The sequence below is a fragment of the Hydrocarboniphaga daqingensis genome, assembly GCF_900129825.1.
In the GTDB taxonomy this organism is placed as follows: Bacteria; Pseudomonadota; Gammaproteobacteria; order Nevskiales; family Nevskiaceae; genus Hydrocarboniphaga; species Hydrocarboniphaga daqingensis.
Map to the genome: position 1 here is coordinate 626602 of NZ_FQWZ01000002.1, position 16923 is coordinate 643524.

Annotated in this window: 16 protein-coding genes; 4 read left to right on the plus strand and 12 right to left on the minus strand. The window is 66.3% G+C overall.

The features are described 5' to 3' along the window. Nucleotides 1-3: 3 nt before the first annotated feature. The gene (locus BUB09_RS05765; RefSeq protein WP_072895303.1) at nucleotides 4-864 is read right to left on the minus strand and encodes a metal-dependent hydrolase; all 861 of its coding nucleotides are present in this window, start codon (nucleotides 862-864) and stop codon (nucleotides 4-6) included. Between the two features lie 164 nt (nucleotides 865-1028). Further along, entirely contained in the window at nucleotides 1029-1670 is a 642-nt protein-coding gene (locus BUB09_RS05770; RefSeq protein WP_072895304.1) for a TetR/AcrR family transcriptional regulator, read from the minus strand. 73 nt (nucleotides 1671-1743) lie between these two features. Here BUB09_RS05770 and BUB09_RS05775 point away from each other — a divergent pair, with 73 nt between their 5' ends. Then, nucleotides 1744-2586, plus strand: coding sequence for an SDR family NAD(P)-dependent oxidoreductase (locus tag BUB09_RS05775; protein WP_072895307.1), 843 nt, complete (start codon nucleotides 1744-1746; stop codon nucleotides 2584-2586). Nucleotides 2587-2640: 54 nt separating this feature from the next. Here BUB09_RS05775 and BUB09_RS05780 read toward each other — a convergent pair whose 3' ends face one another. From BUB09_RS05780 to BUB09_RS05795, 4 genes are all read right to left on the minus strand, one after another. Further along, the gene (locus tag BUB09_RS05780; protein ID WP_072895310.1) at nucleotides 2641-3672 is read right to left on the minus strand and encodes an AraC family transcriptional regulator; all 1032 of its coding nucleotides are present in this window, start codon (nucleotides 3670-3672) and stop codon (nucleotides 2641-2643) included. A 67-nt stretch (nucleotides 3673-3739) separates the two neighbouring features. Further along, a complete protein-coding gene (locus tag BUB09_RS05785; RefSeq protein ID WP_072895313.1) occupies nucleotides 3740-4639 on the minus strand; it encodes a sterol desaturase family protein in 900 nt (299 codons plus the stop codon). A gap of 61 nt (nucleotides 4640-4700) precedes the next feature. After that, on the minus strand, nucleotides 4701-6758 hold the full coding sequence (locus BUB09_RS05790) for an NADPH-dependent 2,4-dienoyl-CoA reductase (protein WP_072895316.1): 2058 nt from the start codon (nucleotides 6756-6758) through the stop codon (nucleotides 4701-4703). 50 nt (nucleotides 6759-6808) lie between these two features. After that, nucleotides 6809-7360 carry a thioesterase family protein gene (locus tag BUB09_RS05795; RefSeq protein WP_072895318.1) on the minus strand — a complete coding sequence of 184 codons (552 nt, stop codon included), beginning with the start codon at nucleotides 7358-7360 and terminating at the stop codon, nucleotides 6809-6811. Between the two features lie 251 nt (nucleotides 7361-7611). Here BUB09_RS05795 and BUB09_RS05800 point away from each other — a divergent pair, with 251 nt between their 5' ends. The 3 genes from BUB09_RS05800 to BUB09_RS05810 all read left to right on the plus strand — a co-directional run bounded on the left by BUB09_RS05800 (nucleotide 7612) and on the right by BUB09_RS05810 (nucleotide 11173). Further along, on the plus strand, nucleotides 7612-8895 hold the full coding sequence (locus BUB09_RS05800) for an acetyl-CoA C-acetyltransferase (RefSeq protein WP_072895320.1): 1284 nt from the start codon (nucleotides 7612-7614) through the stop codon (nucleotides 8893-8895). Nucleotides 8896-9041: 146 nt separating this feature from the next. Beyond that, nucleotides 9042-10259, plus strand: coding sequence for a bifunctional glutamate N-acetyltransferase/amino-acid acetyltransferase ArgJ (gene argJ / locus BUB09_RS05805; protein ID WP_072895321.1), 1218 nt, complete (start codon nucleotides 9042-9044; stop codon nucleotides 10257-10259). Further along, nucleotides 10256-11173, plus strand: a complete 918-nt coding sequence (locus BUB09_RS05810; protein WP_072895324.1) for a Nudix family hydrolase — start codon at nucleotides 10256-10258, stop codon at nucleotides 11171-11173. The genes argJ and BUB09_RS05810 overlap by 4 nt, the downstream gene beginning before the upstream one ends. Before the next feature lie 9 nt (nucleotides 11174-11182). Here the strand turns inward: BUB09_RS05810 and BUB09_RS05815 are convergent, their stop codons facing one another. From BUB09_RS05815 to pilB, 6 genes are all read right to left on the minus strand, one after another. Next, nucleotides 11183-11395: a DNA gyrase inhibitor YacG gene (locus BUB09_RS05815; RefSeq protein ID WP_072895326.1), complete on the minus strand. Its 213-nt coding sequence runs from the start codon at nucleotides 11393-11395 to the stop codon at nucleotides 11183-11185. Between the two features lie 7 nt (nucleotides 11396-11402). After that, nucleotides 11403-12191, minus strand: a complete 789-nt coding sequence (gene zapD, locus BUB09_RS05820) for a cell division protein ZapD (RefSeq protein WP_245793148.1) — start codon at nucleotides 12189-12191, stop codon at nucleotides 11403-11405. Nucleotides 12192-12293: 102 nt separating this feature from the next. Further along, complete coding sequence (coaE, locus tag BUB09_RS05825) at nucleotides 12294-12917, minus strand: dephospho-CoA kinase (RefSeq protein ID WP_072895328.1); 624 nt, start codon at nucleotides 12915-12917, stop codon at nucleotides 12294-12296. After that, nucleotides 12917-13795 carry a prepilin peptidase gene (locus tag BUB09_RS05830; RefSeq protein ID WP_072895331.1) on the minus strand — a complete coding sequence of 293 codons (879 nt, stop codon included), beginning with the start codon at nucleotides 13793-13795 and terminating at the stop codon, nucleotides 12917-12919. The genes coaE and BUB09_RS05830 overlap by 1 nt, the downstream gene beginning before the upstream one ends. Nucleotides 13796-13851: 56 nt before the next feature. Continuing rightward, the gene (locus BUB09_RS05835; protein ID WP_072895334.1) at nucleotides 13852-15072 is read right to left on the minus strand and encodes a type II secretion system F family protein; all 1221 of its coding nucleotides are present in this window, start codon (nucleotides 15070-15072) and stop codon (nucleotides 13852-13854) included. Between the two features lie 106 nt (nucleotides 15073-15178). Beyond that, nucleotides 15179-16903 (minus strand): type IV-A pilus assembly ATPase PilB, encoded by a 1725-nt coding sequence (pilB, locus tag BUB09_RS05840; protein WP_175550119.1) that lies wholly within the window; start codon nucleotides 16901-16903, stop codon nucleotides 15179-15181. Nucleotides 16904-16923 lie beyond the last annotated feature (20 nt).

Consider the following 16923-nt stretch of genomic DNA (forward strand, 5'->3'; position numbering starts at 1 on the left):
GGTTCAAGCCGCGCGCCGCATCGTCGCCGCCGGCGGTTGATAGGCGGCCACCAACTCGTCGATCGCGCCGAGCAAATCCCGGTTGTCGTCGTCCCAGGGATGAAAGCTGGGCCTGAAGTAGGCCAGGCCCGGCCGGATCATCTGCCGCAGCAGCCCGCGCCGCCCGCCCAGAAAGCCGGCGAACCGAGCCCAGTCGCGCAGGCTCGGCCGACCGCGGCGGTCGGCCGCCAGCAGCCGCAGCTGAAACGCCAGCACATGCGCCAGAAACAGCGGCATCACCGCCGAAAATGCCGCCGTGCGCAGCGCGTACGCGACCGCACCGCGCCCGAGCGCGGCCTGGTAGACGTCGTAGGCCACCGCCTTGTGCTCGGTCTCTTCCGCCGCATGCCAGCGCCACAGCGCGCGCAGCGACGGCTCTGCTGCGTCCAGCAGCGCGGGTTCGCGAAGCAGCAGGTCGGCCAGCATCGCGGTGAAATGCTCCAGCGCCAGCGTCACCGCCAATTGCAGGCTCGGCGATAGATGGTCTTTGAGTACGCCCAGCAGCCGCGCCGTGTACTGCACCAATGCGTCGGCCGGCAGACCCGCGCTCTGGAGCAATGCGTTGTATTGGTCGTGTTCTCGGCCGTGCATCGCCTCCTGGCCGATGAAGGCGGTGACCGCGTCCTTCAGTGCCCGGTCGTCGAGCCGGTCGCGGAAGTGGCGCACGCTATGGATGAAAAAGCGCTCACCTTCCGGAAAGAACAGCGACATCGCGTTGTAGAACTGGCTGACCGGCGCCCCGAGCGGATGCCAGTGCGCGGCGATCGACGGAGGCAGACGGTCGAGATCGAATTTGAGGTCACGTCGGACCGGTGTTGCGTGCATGGTGGGCCTTCCTTGGCAAACGACATGCCCCACGATCCACTGCATGTTGCACTGCGTCAAATCCCGGAAAGGTGGCGCTCAGCTTGGGCTGATTTTCGCTCGCAACACATTGATTATGCGAGTGGAGACCACTCGGCCTTTGGCGGCCGAACGCGCAATGAACGCTAGTGGTCGACGGTGTCGACGACGGCGTTGAAGATCGTCATCGCGCTGCCGACGACGTCGTCGAGGTCGCGCTGGTAGCCTTCGAGGAACCAAGTCATCGCGATGAACACCACCGATCCGACCAGGCCGGCCGTGATCAGGTCTTCCTGCTGTTCGGGTACCGGCAGCTGTGGCAGCCGGCGCGCCGTCATCCGGATCAGCATTGCAAAGTCGGCGATCGCGCGTTGGCTCAGTCGCGTTACTTCGGGACTCACGCCCAGCACTTCGAACAGCAGGATGCGCGCGGCGTCCGGGTTGTCGCGCATCGCGGCGAAGTAGCCGGTCAGGCCCAGGCGGGCCAGGGCGGCGGCATTGAGGTCGCCGGCCGTCATCACCGTTTCGGCGATCTGCGCGCGCAGCTGGGTTACCAAGTGGCCGTAGACTTCGCCGAGCAGCTGCTCGCGATCGCCGATCGCCTCGTAGAAGTAGCGTTCGGTCAGACCGGCTTCCGCGCACACGGCGCGTACCGTCGTCGACGCGTAGCCATCGCGGCCGATTACCTTGATGCCGGCCTCGATCAGCTTGCGCTTGCGCTCGTCGCGACGCTCGTCGGCCGTGGCGCCACGATACGAACGGCCTGGAGTTTTTGCAGAGTCGACCATCTGCCCATATTGACTCCCGGCGTTGTCAGATGCAAAGTGACATCAGTCGTTGTCACAAATAATCGAGGGGACCATGAAGAATTTCTCAGGCCGCGTCGCGGCGATCACCGGCGCAGCGTCGGGCATGGGGCGCACGCTGGCGCTCGAACTGGCGCGCCGCGGCTGCCATTTGGCGCTCAGCGACGTCAATGCGACCGAGCTGAACAAGACCGCCGAGATGGCGCGCGCCAAGGGCGTGAACGTGACGGCCGAAGTGGTCAATGTCGCCGACCGTGTCGCGGTCGAGGCTTGGGCGGCGCGCACGGCGGCGGCCCACGGCAAGGTCAACCTGATCTTCAACAACGCCGGCGTCGCGCTCAGCTCGACGATGGAGGGCGTCAGCTATACCGACTTCGAGTGGATCATGGGGATCAACTTCTGGGGCGTGATCTACGGCACCAAGGCGTTTCTGCCGTACCTGAAGGCGTCGGGCGAAGGCCACATCATCAACACGTCTAGCTTGTTCGGGCTCTGCGCCCAGCCCGGCATGGGCGCCTACAACGCCAGCAAGTTCGGCGTGCGCGGCTTTACCGAGGCGTTGCGCCAGGAACTCGATATGGCGGGCTACAACGTCAGCGCCACCAGTGTCCATCCGGGCGGCATCAAGACCAACATCGCGCGCGACAGCCGCGTGTCGTCGAACATCGAAGGCCTGTTGGTCAAGGACGCGAGCAAGAGCAGCGCGCAATTCGAAAAGCTGTTCATCACCACGGCCGAGTCGGCTGCGCTGACGATTCTGGGGGCGGTGGAGCGCAATCAGCGCCGTGTGCTGATCGGCCCGGATGCCAAGGCCACCGACCTGCTGGTGCGGCTGCTGCCGAGCGCCTATCAGGTCGTGCTGTCGTGGATGGCGCGCCGGTTCTTCAAGAACGTCTGATCGCCCGCCCGGCCGGCGCTTGCGAGCGCTGGCCGGGCGTGGCTGCCGCCGGTTTCAAGGCTTTTCGGCGGCGGCTTTCGACGAACGACGTGCGCGGCGGCTTTCGCGGTACTGCACCGGCGTCTGTCCTGACCAGCGCTTGAACGCCCGGTAGAACGTACTCGGCTCCGAGAATCCGGTCAGGTAGACGATGTTTTCGATCGCCTCGTCGGTCTTGGCCAGCAGGCGCTTGGCCAAGTGGAAGCGGAAGTCGGCCAGGATCTGCGAAAAGCTGGTGCCGGCGCGCGCCAGCTCGAAGCGCAAGCGTCGCGGCGGGATGTCCAGTTCCTTGGCCACGTCTTCGAGGTCGCAGTTTTCGAGCTCGAGCCGCTGCGAGAACACGCCACGGATGCGTTCGACCAGATCTTCGCGCTTGAGCTTCATCAGCCGCTTTTCGGCCAGCCCTTCGTGCAGCTGCAGCAGATCGGGGTCGGAATGCGGTGAGCGGTAGTCGAGCAGCGCCGCGTCGAACCAGATTTCGCTCTCGCGGCTGCCGAATTCCACCGGCGCGCCGAACACCGCGCGATATTCGTCCTGCGATGCCCGCTGGCTGCAGCGCAGCAGCACGCGATCGGGCTTGAAGTGATCTTCGGTGACGGCCTTGGCGAACTGCATCAGCTCATAGACGACGCAGATTTCGGTGTGGCGCAGCTGCGGCGCATCGACCGCGGTGCTGACGATCGCCATCCGCACACCCTGAGCGTCGTTGACCAGCCGCACGTTGATCGCATCGGAGATCAGCCGCAGATACTTCAGCGATCGGTTCAGCCCGTCGCCGAACGTACGTGAACTGAACATCAGGTATTCGAGCACTTCGCCGCGAAACACCGGTAGGTGCGGGCACAAGTGCAAGCCGACCTCGGGGTCTTTGGTGACCGACTCGATCGTGCTCCAGAAGAACACTTGTTGCTGATGCGGCGTGCGCAGGTCGCGCAACGCCAGTTTCTCGGCGTCGTAGCCGAGCCGTTGATAGATCGCGGAAACATCGAGGCCGGCTCGCACCATGCCCTGATGAACGATCTGCAGTAGTTGACCGGAATCCCGCATCGGCGCCCTTTAAATCAAGACGCCTAGTGTGCCGGATTGGCCGCTGCGACACACCTGTCGCTGGTCGCTATAGCTTGGGTGTGTGTGAAGTACCGGCAGGACGTACCCATTCCGGTGGCGCCCACAAGTGACGCAGTCGCTGCCGCAGCGGGCCGGGCCGGCCGACGTCGGCCAACATGTCGCGCCATTCATGAAACATCATCACCAGCGGATTGCGCGTGTGAATCTGCCGCGTGATGCCGTAGTCGCAGGGGGCCTCTTCGGCGACGAAGCTGCCAAACAGCTTGTCCCAGATCACCAGCACGCCGGCGTAGTTGCGGTCGATGTACTGCGGATTGCGGGCGTGGTGGACGCGGTGGTGCGACGGGGTGTTGAACACCGCTTCGAACCAGCGCGGCAGTCGTTTCACGACTTCGGTGTGAACGAAGAACTGGTAGCCGAGATTCACGGCGACGACCAGGATCACCTGCTCGGGTTTGAAGCCCAGCCAGGCCAGCGGCAGCCAAAACGCCCACATGCCCGACAGCGGATACGTCAGGCTCTGGCGCAGCGCCGTCGACAGGTTCATCCGCTCCGACGAGTGATGCGTGACATGGCTGGCCCACATCCAGCGGATGCGATGGCTGCCGCGATGGAACCAGTAGTAGAAAAAGTCCTGCAGCAACACCAGCAGCAGCACGGTCCAGCCGTTGAACGGCATGTCGAACACGCGGTGCTGGTAGACCCAATAGAACAGGCCGATCAGCAGGCTCCAGGCCAGACCGTCGGCCGCTGCGTGGGACAGTGCCAACACCACGTTGGTCCCGGTTTCGTGCAGCGAATAGGTCTGCTGCCGCCGGCGTTGCAGCACCAGATACTCGGCGGCCATGCAGACGATGAAGACCGGTGCCATCAGCAGCAGAAAGATCTTCTCGATGCCGACGGCCTGGATCGTGGCGAATAGATCGGTGAGCGGGGGCGGGAGCATGTCGCGATTCTAAAACGGTCAGGGGCGGTGGCCGGCTAGCAAATGCAGCCGGCCATTGCCGCTACAGCCGCGCGGCGAGCCGGCTGCCCTGATCGATCGCGCGCTTGGCGTCGAGTTCGGACGCGACATCGGCGCCGCCGATGCGGTGCACCACGACGCCCGCGGCCGCCAGCGGCGCTTCAAGCTCGCGCAGCGGCTCCTGGCCGGCGCACAGCACGATATGGTCGACCTCGATCAACTGCATGCGCTCGCGCTTGTCACCGAAGCTGATCCGCAGCCCGGCCGGTTCGATCGCTTCGTAATTGACGCCGGGGATCATGTTGACCGCTTTCATCTGCAGCGACGCGCGATGCACCCAGCCGCTGGTCTTGCCCAGCCCGGCGCCGGGCTTGCCGGCCTTGCGCTGCAGCAGCCAGATCTCGCGCGGCGACGGCGGGATGTCGCGTTCGCTGGTGACGCCGCCGCGGGCGACGGCCGGGTCGGCCACGCCCCATTCACGCTGCCAGGCCGGCAGGTCAAGCGTCGTCGAATGGCCGTCGCTGGCCAGGTATTCGGCCATGTCGAAGCCGATGCCGCCGGCGCCGATCAAGGCCACGCGCTTGCCGACCGTCGCGTTGCCGCGCAGCACGTCGATGTACGACAGCACGCGGCCCGCCGCCTCGCCTTCGGCCTGGCCGGGGATCTTCGGATTGCGCGGCACCACGCCGGTGGCCAGCACCACCTCGTCGTAGCCGGCAGCGGCCAGCGACGCGGCGTCGGCGCGGACGCCGAGCTTGAGCTTGACGCCGGTGACCTCGATCCGGCGGCGGAAATAGCGCAGCGTTTCGTGGAACTCCTCTTTGCCGGGAATGCGCTTGGCCATGTTGAACTGGCCCCCGATCTCGTCGGCCTGATCGATCAGGTCAACGTCGTGGCCGCGCTCGGCCAGCACCGTGGCGCAGGCCAGGCCGGCGGGCCCGGCGCCGACGACGGCGATGCGCTTGCGCACCGAGGTCGGCAGGTAGTTCAGCTCGGTTTCGTGCGCGGCGCGCGGGTTCACCAGGCAGGACACCAGCTTGTTCTTGAATGCGTGATCCAGGCAGGCCTGATTGCAGGCGATGCAGGTGTTGATCTCGTCGGCCCGGCCCTGGGCCGCTTTGCTGACGAACTCGGGGTCGGCCAGCAGTGGCCGCGCCATGCTGACCATGTCGGCGTAGCCGTCGGCGAGCAGCTGCTCGGCGACGTCCGGCGCGTTGATGCGGTTGGTCGTCACCAGCGGAATCTTCAGGCCTTCGGCCTTGAGCTTGCGGGTGACCCATGCGAACGCCGCGCGCGGCACGCTGGTGACGATCGTCGGCACCCGGGCTTCGTGCCAGCCGATGCCGGTGTTGATCATCGTCGCGCCGGCCGCTTCGATACCGCGCGCCAGCTGCACGACTTCGTCCCAGGTCTGGCCGCCGGGTACCAGGTCGATCAGCGATTGGCGGTAGATGATGATGAAGTCCTTGCCGACCGCCTCGCGCACCCGCTCGACGATCTCCAGCGCGATGCGCTGCCGGTTCTCGACCGAGCCGCCGTATTCATCGTCGCGCAGGTTCGTGCCCGGCGCGAGGAACTGATTGATGAAGTAACCCTCGCTGCCCATGATTTCGACGCCGTCATAGCCGGCTTCGCGCGCCAGCGCCGCGCAGCGGGCGAATGCGCGAATCTGCCGCGACACGCCCCAGCCCGACAGCTCGCGCGGCGTGAACGGCGTGATCGGCGACTTGATCCGGCTCGGTGCCACCGACAGCGGGTGATAGCCGTAGCGGCCGGCATGCAAGATCTGCAGTGCGATCTTGCCGCCTTCTTCATGCACGGCATCGGTGATCACTCGGTGCGATCGCGCTGAGGCACTGCTCGCCAGTTTGCCGCCCAGCGGCAGCAGCCAGCCCTCGATGTTCGGCGAGAACCCGCCGGTGACCATCAGCCCGACGCCGCCGCGCGCGCGCTCGGCGAAATACCGCGCCAGCTGCGGAAAGTGCTTGCGCCGGTCTTCGAGACCAGTGTGCATCGAGCCCATCAGTACGCGGTTTTTCAGCGTGGTGAAGCCGAGGTCCAGCGGGGCCAGCAGATGCGGATACGGCGATGCTGCGGTCATGGTGCGTCTCGGTGACAAAAGGAAATCGGGTGGGGTGCCGGGCCGCAGGACTAGGGCTGCGCCGGGCGCTCGGCCTGACTCTCGGCCTTGAGTTGAGCGACCAGCGCGTTCTGCGCGTCACGCCATTGTCGCGCCCAGTCAGGCAATGCCGGAGAGGGTTCGCGGTGGGCGATCACGTCGAGCACCTTGGCCGTCGGCACCGGGCCGCGCGAGCTGACGAACAGATAGCGCACCAGCACCAGCGCAGCGACTCGCTGCCCCAGCTGGTAACGGTGTTCGACGAAGAACCACTTGTCGTCCCAGCCGAGCAAGCGCGTGTGCAACTGGTAGCGCGCGAACGGCTGCAGCGATACCGAAAACCGGCCGTCGGCATCGCCGGCCACCGGGCGCCAGCCGCGCTTGAGCGCCGCGCGCCACAGCCCGCTGCGCAGGCCATGATCGAAGCGGCCCAGGTCGGCCACGCTGAAGTAGCGGCCGTTGTTCATGTGCAGGTTACTGTCGAGATCGCCCGGCCAGACGCGCAGCCGCAGCACGCTGGTGCCGAGCAGCGGCAGCACGCCGCGCAGGCGCGAAGTCAGTACCACCAGCAGGGTTCGCAGCAAGCCGGTTCTCCGCCCGGCATGAGCCGGGTTTGATTCGATGTGGGGTGCAGCTGGCGTCCATTGTGAGGCCGTTGAGGTCTGGCGGACTGACGCGCACGCCAGAACAGTCTGTCGGCTCCGCCATGGTCTTGCGCGCGTCGGAGCGCGACGCTGCAGGTAACAAGCGCCGATCCCTTGCTCGGCCCTGATGCCGAACCCGTCACGGGCGAGGCGCTAAGCTTGGCCCATCCAAACCAAAACGGATTTTTCCCATGAGCACCTACGGTCGTCGAGTCGCCCTGTTGGGCGGCGCCCGCATTCCTTTCGCCCGCTCCAACACGGTCTACTCGTACAAGAGCAACCAGGAGATGCTGACCGCCGCGCTGCGCGGCGTCGTCGACAAGTACCAGCTGCAGGGCGAGCGCCTCGGCGAAGTCGCCGCCGGCGCAGTGCTGAAGCATTCGCGCGACTTCAACCTGACGCGCGAGTGCGTGCTGTCGTCGGGCCTGGCCGCTGAAACCCCGGCCTACGACATCCAGCAGGCCTGCGGCACCGGTCTGGAAGCAGCGATCCTGGTCGGCAACAAGATTGCGATGGGCCAGATCGAGTCCGGCATCGCCGGTGGCGTCGACACCGCGTCGGACGCGCCGATCGCGGTCGGTGACAAGCTGCGCACGCTCCTGCTCGACCTCAACCGCGCCAAGACCAACAGCCAGCGGCTGCAGATCCTGACCCGCTTCCGTCCGTCGATGCTGGCGCCGTCGGCGCCGACCAATGGCGAGCCGCGCACGCGCAAGAGCATGGGTGAGCACTGCGAGATGATGGCGCAGGAATGGAAGATCAGCCGCGAAGACCAGGATTTGCTGGCGGTCGAATCGCACCTGAAGGCCGCCAAGGCCTATGACGAAGGCTTCTTCGACGATCTGCTGGTCGAGTTCGCCGGCGTCAAGCGCGACAACAACCTGCGCGGCGACAGCAAGATCGAAAAGCTCGCCACGCTCAAGCCGGTGTTCGACCGCAAGTCGGGCAAGGGCACGCTGACGGCCGCCAACTCCACGCCGCTGACCGACGGCGCTTCGGCTGCGCTGCTGTCGAGCGAAGCCTGGGCCGACGCGCACGGCTTCAAGCCGCAGGCGTTCCTGACGCACAGCGAAACCGCTGCCGTCGATTTCACGGTGAAGAAGGAAGGCCTGCTGATGGCGCCGGTTTATGCCGTGCCGCGCATGCTGGAGCGCGCGGGCCTGACGCTGCAGGACTTCGATTTCTATGAAATTCACGAAGCGTTTGCGGCACAGGTGCTGTGCACGCTGCGCGCCTGGGAAGATGCCAAGTACTGCAAGGAGCGCCTCGGTCTGGCCAAGCCGCTGGGTTCGATCGACCGCAGCAAGCTCAACGTCAAGGGCAGCAGCCTCGCGCTGGGTCACCCGTTTGCCGCCACCGGCGGCCGCATCCTGGCCACGGCCGGCAAGCTGCTCGAACAGCGCGGCGGTGGCCGCTGCCTGATCTCGATCTGCGCGGCCGGCGGCATGGGCGTGGTCGCGATCGTCGAGCGCTAAGCCTCACGCTGTCGGCGTGGCTCGCGCCACGCCGTCGTGTTGATTCAAAAGCCAGTGGTCGCGGATGCGATCACTGGCTTTTTCGTTGTGGCGCCGCGCCGGCTCCGTACAATTCGCCGCCTTCCCGTCCGAATCAGAGAACTGCCATGCCCGTCGCCTATCAGGCTCCCGACTTTCTGCACCCGGTGGCCGGCGTGCGCCTCGGTGTCGCCGAAGCCGCGATCAAGAAGCCCGGTCGCAAGGACCTGCTGGTCATCGAGCTGGCGCCCGGTACGCGCGTGGCCGGTGTGTTCACGCAGAACCGGTTTGCTGCCGCACCGGTGCAGGTCTGCCGCACGGTGCTTGCCAGCGGCGCCCCGGTGCGCGCGCTGGTGGTGAACTCCGGCAACGCCAATGCCGCGACCGGGCAGGGCGGGCTCGACGATGCGCAAGCAGTGGCGGCCGCGGTGGCCGCTGCCGTCGGTTGCGAGGCCGGGCACGTGCTGCCGTTTTCGACCGGCGTCATCGGTCAGCGTTTGCCGGTGGCGCGGATGGTGGCAGCGGCGCCGGCCGCGCACGCCGATTTGCGCGCCGACGGCTGGCTCGATGCGATGCGCGCGATCATGACCACCGACACGGTCGGCAAGGGCGCCACTCGCCGTGTCGCCACGTCGCAGGGCGAGGTCACCGTCACCGGCATCGCCAAGGGCGTCGGCATGATCCACCCGAACATGGCGACGATGCTCGCCTATGTCGGCACCGATGCGCCGCTGTCGCCAGCCACCACGCAAGCCGCGCTGCAGACGGCGGTCAATCGCAGCTTCAACTGCGTCACCGTCGACGGTGACACCTCGACCAACGATGCGTGCGTGCTGTTCGCCACCGCCCGCGCGGGTAGCCGCGACATCGAGGTTGGCGACGCCGACTACGCGGCGGTCTACGGAGCGATCGAGCAGGTCTGCCTGGAGCTGGCGCACGCGATCGTCCGCGACGGCGAGGGTGCGACCAAGTTCGTGACGATCGACGTCGGCGGCGCCTCGGACGAGGCCGCTGCTCGCCAGGTGGCGCTGTCGGTGGCGCATTCACCGCTGGTCAAGACCGCGCTGTTCGCATCCGACGCCAACTGGGGCCGCATCGTGATGGCGATCGGCAAATCCGGCGTTCCGGTCGACCCGGCGCGTGTCGACCTGTGGCTCGACGACGTCTGCCTGCTGCGCGGCGGCCAGCCGCATCCCGACTACGTCGAGGACGCCGGCGCCGCCGTGGTCGCCCAGCCGGAGTTCCGGATTCGCATCGGGCTGGGTGACGGCGACGCGCAAGCCACGGTGTGGACCTGCGACTTCAGCTACGACTACGTCAAGATCAACGCCGAGTACCGCACTTGACCGGTGATCTGCCGCTGATCGAAGTCGCCTGCGGCGTGTTGCAGCGTGCCGATGGGCAGGTGCTGCTGGCGCAACGGCCCGAGGGCAAGATCGCGGCAGGCTACTGGGAGTTTCCAGGCGGCAAGATCGAGCCGGGCGAAAGTGCCGACGAAGCGCTGCTGCGCGAGTTGCACGAGGAGTTGGGCGTTGCGGTGCGCGCCGCACGGCCGCTGATCCGGCTGCGTCACGCGTACCACAACCGCATCGTGATCCTCGACACCTGGCTGGTCACCGACTTCGACGGACAGCCGCAGTCGCGTGAAAATCAGGCACTGGCCTGGGTTGCGCTCGATGCGATCGCGGCCTACACGACGCTGCCGACGGTGGCGCCGATCCTCAAGCCGCTGCGCTTGCCGGCGCATTACGTGTTCACGCCGCCGACGATCGATCCGGCCACGCTGCGCGATCGCTTGCCGGCGCTGCCCGGCGACGCGCTGCTGCGGCTGCGGCTGCCGGCGCTCGACGATCGCGCCTACGCGGCGCTCGCCGCGTCACTGCGGCGCGGTGGACACCGGCTGGTGCTCGACCGAGACCCCGCTCTGTCGCGTGAACTGGAGTGCGGCTGGCACGCCACGACCCGCGCCTGGCGCGCACTGCGCCAGCGACCCGACGTGCCGGCGTTTTATGGCTCGGCTCATGGCCGCGCCGACCTTGATGCGCTGCGCCGGCTCGATGCCGATGCCGCTGTGCTCGGTGCGGTGTTGCCCACGGCTTCGCATCCGGGCGAGCCGACGCTGGGGTGGGATGGTTTTGCTGGTGCTGCGCTGGAATCGGGGCTGCCGGTCTATGCCATCGGCGGCGTTGGCCGCGAGCACTTGCTGTACGCCTGGCAGCACGGCGGCCAAGGCTGCGCCGGCATCAGCGCCTACTGGTAGGGCTCGTCGCTACTGCAGCCGCGAGTCGCGGTCGTCGATCTCGATTTCTTCGCCGTCGATGTCGTTCTCGACGGCCGGAATCGTGTACTGGCCGTTGATCCAGGCGCCAAAGTCGAGCAGCTTGCAGCGCTCGCTGCAGAAAGGGCGGAAGCGGTTGCCGGCTTCCAACAAGGCCGGAGCACTGCACTGAGGGCAACGCCCGGTACGCGGAGTCGTGCTCATGCGGCGCTTACAGCGAGCAGCACTGGATGCTGAACGGCACGTCCGTGTGAACTTGACTGCTGCGCCGGTTGACGTCGCGCAGCGACACGAAACGGATCGTGAAGCGATGGGCCCCGGCGCTGATCTCGGGATAGGCAGCGGCCGCATGCGGCACGAACACCCGCAGCAACTGCACCGGCCCCTGCGGCGCGTGCACGTAGAGTCCGCCACGGGCGACCGCCGCGGTCAGCTCGGTGCTGCCGCGCAAGAGCTTCAGGTACAGACCGATCGCGGACTCGAACGGTGCCAGATCGGCGAACCAGGCGTCGAGGTCCCGGTTGACGACCTCGTACGGTTGCGACAGCCAGAAGTGATACGCCGGCAGGTCGAAGCCACAGCTGCCGCCCGGGATCGACGTGCGATTGTGGATCGAGATCAGGAACTCGTTGTCGCGCAGCGCGCTGCCAGCGAACTGGGTCACCAGATGCTGAAGGCCGTTGACCGCCGCCGTCAGCTCGCGCAGCACCGAGCCGAGCCGCTCCTGATCAACGCCAGGGCGCGCCGAAAGCCGCGTCAGATGCCCGTGCTGTTCGAGCAGCTCCTTGAGGATGTCTTTCTTCAGGTCGGAGCGCGACAGCACGGTGAGTGTGTCGAGCAGCGTCTGCAGTCGTGCTCGCAGCCCGTATTGGCTGCGATCCTGGCGGTGATGTGCGTGTTGGCCGAACAGGAATTCGAGGCGCAGAAACGTGCGCACCCGCTCGTTGAGCGGCTGCTCGAAGCAAATCGCGTCGAGTGCCTCGGCCGATACTGGAGTCACTGGCAGTTGCTGAACGAAAGTGCCCGGATTGTGACGCAGTGCATCAAGCACCGCAAACGAGAATGACGTGCGACTCGGCAGGTCGTCGCAGTCCGATTGCGATTAGCGGTCCGGGTGCGGCGCGGCCTGCGTCTGCGCCAGGTAACGCTGGTGCAGACGGGCGACGGCCGCCGCGGTCTGTTCGACGCTGCCGTCGTTGACGATCACCTCGTCTGCAGCGGCGAGGCGTTGCTCACGCGTCGCTTGCGCGGCCATCATCTTCAGCGCCAGAGCCTGATCAACCTGATCGCGACGCTGCAGTCGCTCCATCTGCAGGCTCTGTGGCACGTCGACGACCAGTATGCGGTCGACCAGCTCGCGCATGCCGGGCGATTCCACCAGGATCGCCACCGACAGGATGCAGTACGGCGCGGTCTGGGCGTCGCGCCATTGCCGCATCCGCTGCCGGATTGCCGGATGCGTGATCGCCTCCAGCCGGCGCAGTTCGGCCGGGTTGCCGAACACGCGTTCGCGCATCCGGCGTCGATCGAGCGTGCCGTCGGGCAGCAGCGCGTCAGCACCGAAGACCTCGGCGATCTGCGCCAGCGCCGGTTCGCCCGGCGCGACGACGTCGCGCGCGACCTGGTCGGCGTCGAGTACCGGCACGCCAAGTCCGATGAAGGTATCGGCCACCAGCGTCTTGCCGCTGGCGATGCCGCCGGTCAGGCCCAGCGTCAACCGCGACATCAACTGCCGCCCTGCACGTAGTGCAGATAGCCGGCGTTGATCTGCTCGCCCCAGACCAGCGCAATCCAGCCGGCGCCGGCGATGTACGGCCCGAATGGAATCCGCGAGCTCCATTCGGCGCGCCGCGACAGGATCAGCGCGACGCCGACGGCGGCGCCGACCAGCGCCGACAGCAGCACGATCTGCGGCAACAGCGGCCAGCCCAGCCAGGCGCCGAGCGCGGCCAGCAGCTTGAAGTCCCCGTAGCCCATGCCGTCCTTGCCGGTCGCCAGCTTGAACAAATGAAACACGCCCCACAGCAGGCCATAGCCGACCGCCGCCCCGATGATGGCCTGCGTCGGCGTCGCGAACACGCCCCACAAGCTGGCGATCAGCCCCAGCCACAGCAGCGGCAGCGTTAGATCGTCGGGCAGGTACATCGTGCGTAGATCGGTCACCGTCAGCGCGATCAGCGACCACGTCAGCACCAGGGCGCCGATCAACTCCGGCGTGGCGCCGAAGTGCTGGGCACAGACCGCTGACATCAGTCCGGTGATGGCTTCGACGATCGGGTACTGCACCGATATGGGTGCATGGCAGCTTGCACAGCGGCCTCGCAGTAGCAGCCAGCCGAATACCGGCAGGTTGTGTTGAGGTTTGACCGGCGCCTTACAGGCCGGGCAATGGCTGCCGGGACGCAGCAGCGAGATCGGCTGCTCTCCGGCAATCGGCGCCGGCGCGCCGAAGCTGTCGCGACAGGCATTGCGAAAGTCCTGCTCGATTCGCAGCGGCAGCCGGTAGGCCACCACATTCAGGAAGCTGCCGATCAGCAGTCCGAGAATCGTGACGGTGACGAGCAACAGCGTGGGGCTGGACTGCAGGGCATCTAGCAAGGGCATCGGCTCGGGTCATCGGCTGCGGACGGGGCGCCGCGCAGCGTAGCGGTAAACAAGGCTCAGACCACCTGGCCGAGCTGGAAGATCGGCAAGTACATCGCCACGACGAGACCGCCGACCAGCACGCCGAGAATCGCCATGATCATCGGCTCGAGCAGGCTCGACAGCGAGTCGACCATGTTGTCGACCTCCGCTTCGTAGAACTCGGCCACCTTGGCGCACATTTCGTCGAGCGCGCCGGATTCTTCACCGATGGCGACCATCTGCGTGGCCATCGGCGGAAACAGGCCGCTCTGCTGCATCGTCAGCTGCAGCTGCTGGCCCGTCGATACCTGCTCTTTCATGTGCATGATCGCTTCGAGAAACACGATGTTCCCGGCGGCGCGGGCCACCGAATCGAGCGCCTCGACCAGTGGCACGCCGGCTGCGAACATCGTCGACAGCGTCCGCGCAAAGCGCGCGACCGCCGACTTGTACAGGATGTCGCCAACCACCGGTACTTTCAGCAGTGCGCGGTCCATGAAGCGCCGCATCGGTGCCGAGCGCTTGTAGAAATAGACGAACGCGAAAATGCCACCGCCGAGCACACCGAACACGATCCACCAGTTGTCCTGCATGAAGCGCGACATCGCGATCACCATCACGGTGAACGCCGGCAGGTCGGCACCGAAGCCCTTGAACAGGTCTTCGAACTGCGGCACGACGAAGTACAACAGGATGCCGGTGACGATGAAGGCCACGGCCAGCACGGCCGTGGGATAGGTCATCGCCTTCTTGACCTTCTTCTTGATCGCCTCGGTTTTCTCTTTGTAGACGGCGATCTTGTCGAGCAGCGTTTCCAGCGCACCGGAGCGCTCGCCTGCATCGACCAGGTTGACGAACAGATCGTCGAAATGCAGCGGATAGCGGCTCAGCGACTCTGAAAACGAGTTGCCGCCTTCGATGTTGGTCTTGATGCCCATGACCATCTCGGCCATCGCCGGGTTCTGGTTGCCACGGCCGATCAGTTCCAGTGACTGCACCAGCGGCACGCCCGCCGACATCATCGTCGACATCTGCCGGCTGAAGACAGCGATGTCGCCGGCCGTGACCTTCTTCTTGCTGCCGAACAGCTGCAGCTTCTTGCGGATGCGGATCGGGTTGATGCCCTGCTTGCGCAGCTGGGTCTTGATCAGGCTTTCACTGGCACCGCGGCTCTCGCCCTTGACGCGCGCGCCCTTGCGGTCTCTGCCTTCCCACAGGAAGACGTGTTCCTTGACGGTGACTGCTGCCTGCGCCATCGCTGCCCGGGTATCCGTGTTTCGAGGGTGATGCGGCTATCAGACTACAGCCGCGGCGCCGGCACCACGCCGGGGCCGATCGGCGGACGTGCTGGCTCGCCAGCCGTCATTCGCCGACGGTCGTGCGATTGGCTTCGAGCAGGTCGATGACGCCATCGCGGACCTTCTTGAGTGCCGACGCCCGCAGGTTGGCCACGCCTTCGCGCTCGGCTTGGTCGGCAATATCCATCGCGCTGCCGCCCTCCATGATGATTCGGCCCATCGCTTCGGAGAACGGCATCACTTGGTAGATGCCGGTACGCCCCTTGTAGCCGCGGTCGCACTGGTCGCAGCCGACGGCTTCGTAGATGCGGAAGCTGGGGGCATCGACATCGGCGGCGCTGAGGCCCTCTTTGATCAGCTCGGGGCGCGGAATGTTGGCCGGCCGCTTGCAGACCGGGCACAGCTTGCGCGCCAAGCGCTGGGCGATGATCAGCGTCAGCGTCGAGGCGAGGTTGTAGGCCGGCACGCCCATGTTCATCAGGCGCACGATGGTCTGCGGTGCGTCATTGGTATGCAGTGTCGACAGCACCAAATGGCCGGTCTGCGCCGCCTTGATCGCGATTTCGGCGGTTTCCAGGTCGCGGATTTCGCCGACCATGATCACGTCGGGGTCTTGACGCAAAAACGCTTTCAGCGCCGCTGCGAACGTCAGCCCGACCTTGGGATTGACGTTGACCTGATTGATGCCGGGCAGATTGATTTCGGCCGGGTCTTCGGCCGTGCTGATGTTGACGTCGTCCTGATTGAGGATGTTCAGGCCGGTGTACAGCGACACGGTCTTGCCCGAGCCGGTCGGGCCGGTCACCAGGATCATGCCTTGCGGCTTGTCCAGCGCGCGCATGTAGGCGTCTTTCTGCTCGGGCTCGTAGCCCAGCGCATCGATGCCCAGCTGCGCGCTGGTCGGGTCGAGAATACGGCAGACGATCTTCTCGCCCCACAGCGTCGGGCAGGTGCTGACGCGGAAGTCGATCGCCTTGCTGCGCGACAGATTCAGTTTGATGCGGCCGTCCTGCGGCACGCGCCGCTCGGCCAAGTCCATTCGTGACATCACCTTGACGCGCGCCGACAGCCGCATCGCGGTGGCGATCGGCGGCGTGGCCACGGTGCGCAGTTCACCGTCCTTGCGATAGCGGATCCGGTAGCTTTTTTCGTAGGGCTCGAAGTGGATGTCCGATGCGCCCTGGCCGATCGCGTCGAGCATGATCTTGTGCACGTAGCGCACGATCGGCGCTTCGTCGGCGTCCGACTTGGTGACGTCGGGCAACTCCGCGCCCGGGTCGCTGATGTCGATGTTTTCGAGGTCCGCATCGCCCATGCCGATGTCCATCGACGCGGCGCTGAGCCGCTGCGCGGCGGCGTCGATGGCCTTGGCGAGCTTGTCTTCCTCGACGACGACGGCCTCGGTCGTCGTGCGCGTCGCGAACTTGATCTCGTCCAGCGCGGCGAGGTTGGTCGGGTCCGACACCGCGACGAACAGCGTGTTGGACCGCTTGTACACCGGTAGCGCATGGGTCTTGCGCAGCACACGTTCGCTGATGTCCTTGAGCAGGCTTGGGTCGATGTCGATCGCCGCCAAGTCCAGCAGCGGCGCGCCGAAGTCGGCACTGGCCAGCTCGGCGATCCGCAGCGCCGATACCGTCTTGGATTCGACCACGACCGCAACGAACGGCTGGCCGCTGCGTCCCGCCTTCAGCTGGAACTCGCGCGCTTGGTCTTCGCTCAGCAGCTGATCGGCGACCAGCTTGCGGGCCAAGCCAGTCAGCGCGGACGGAGCCGGAGCGGTCGACAGCGGGGCGGCCAAGAGAGATT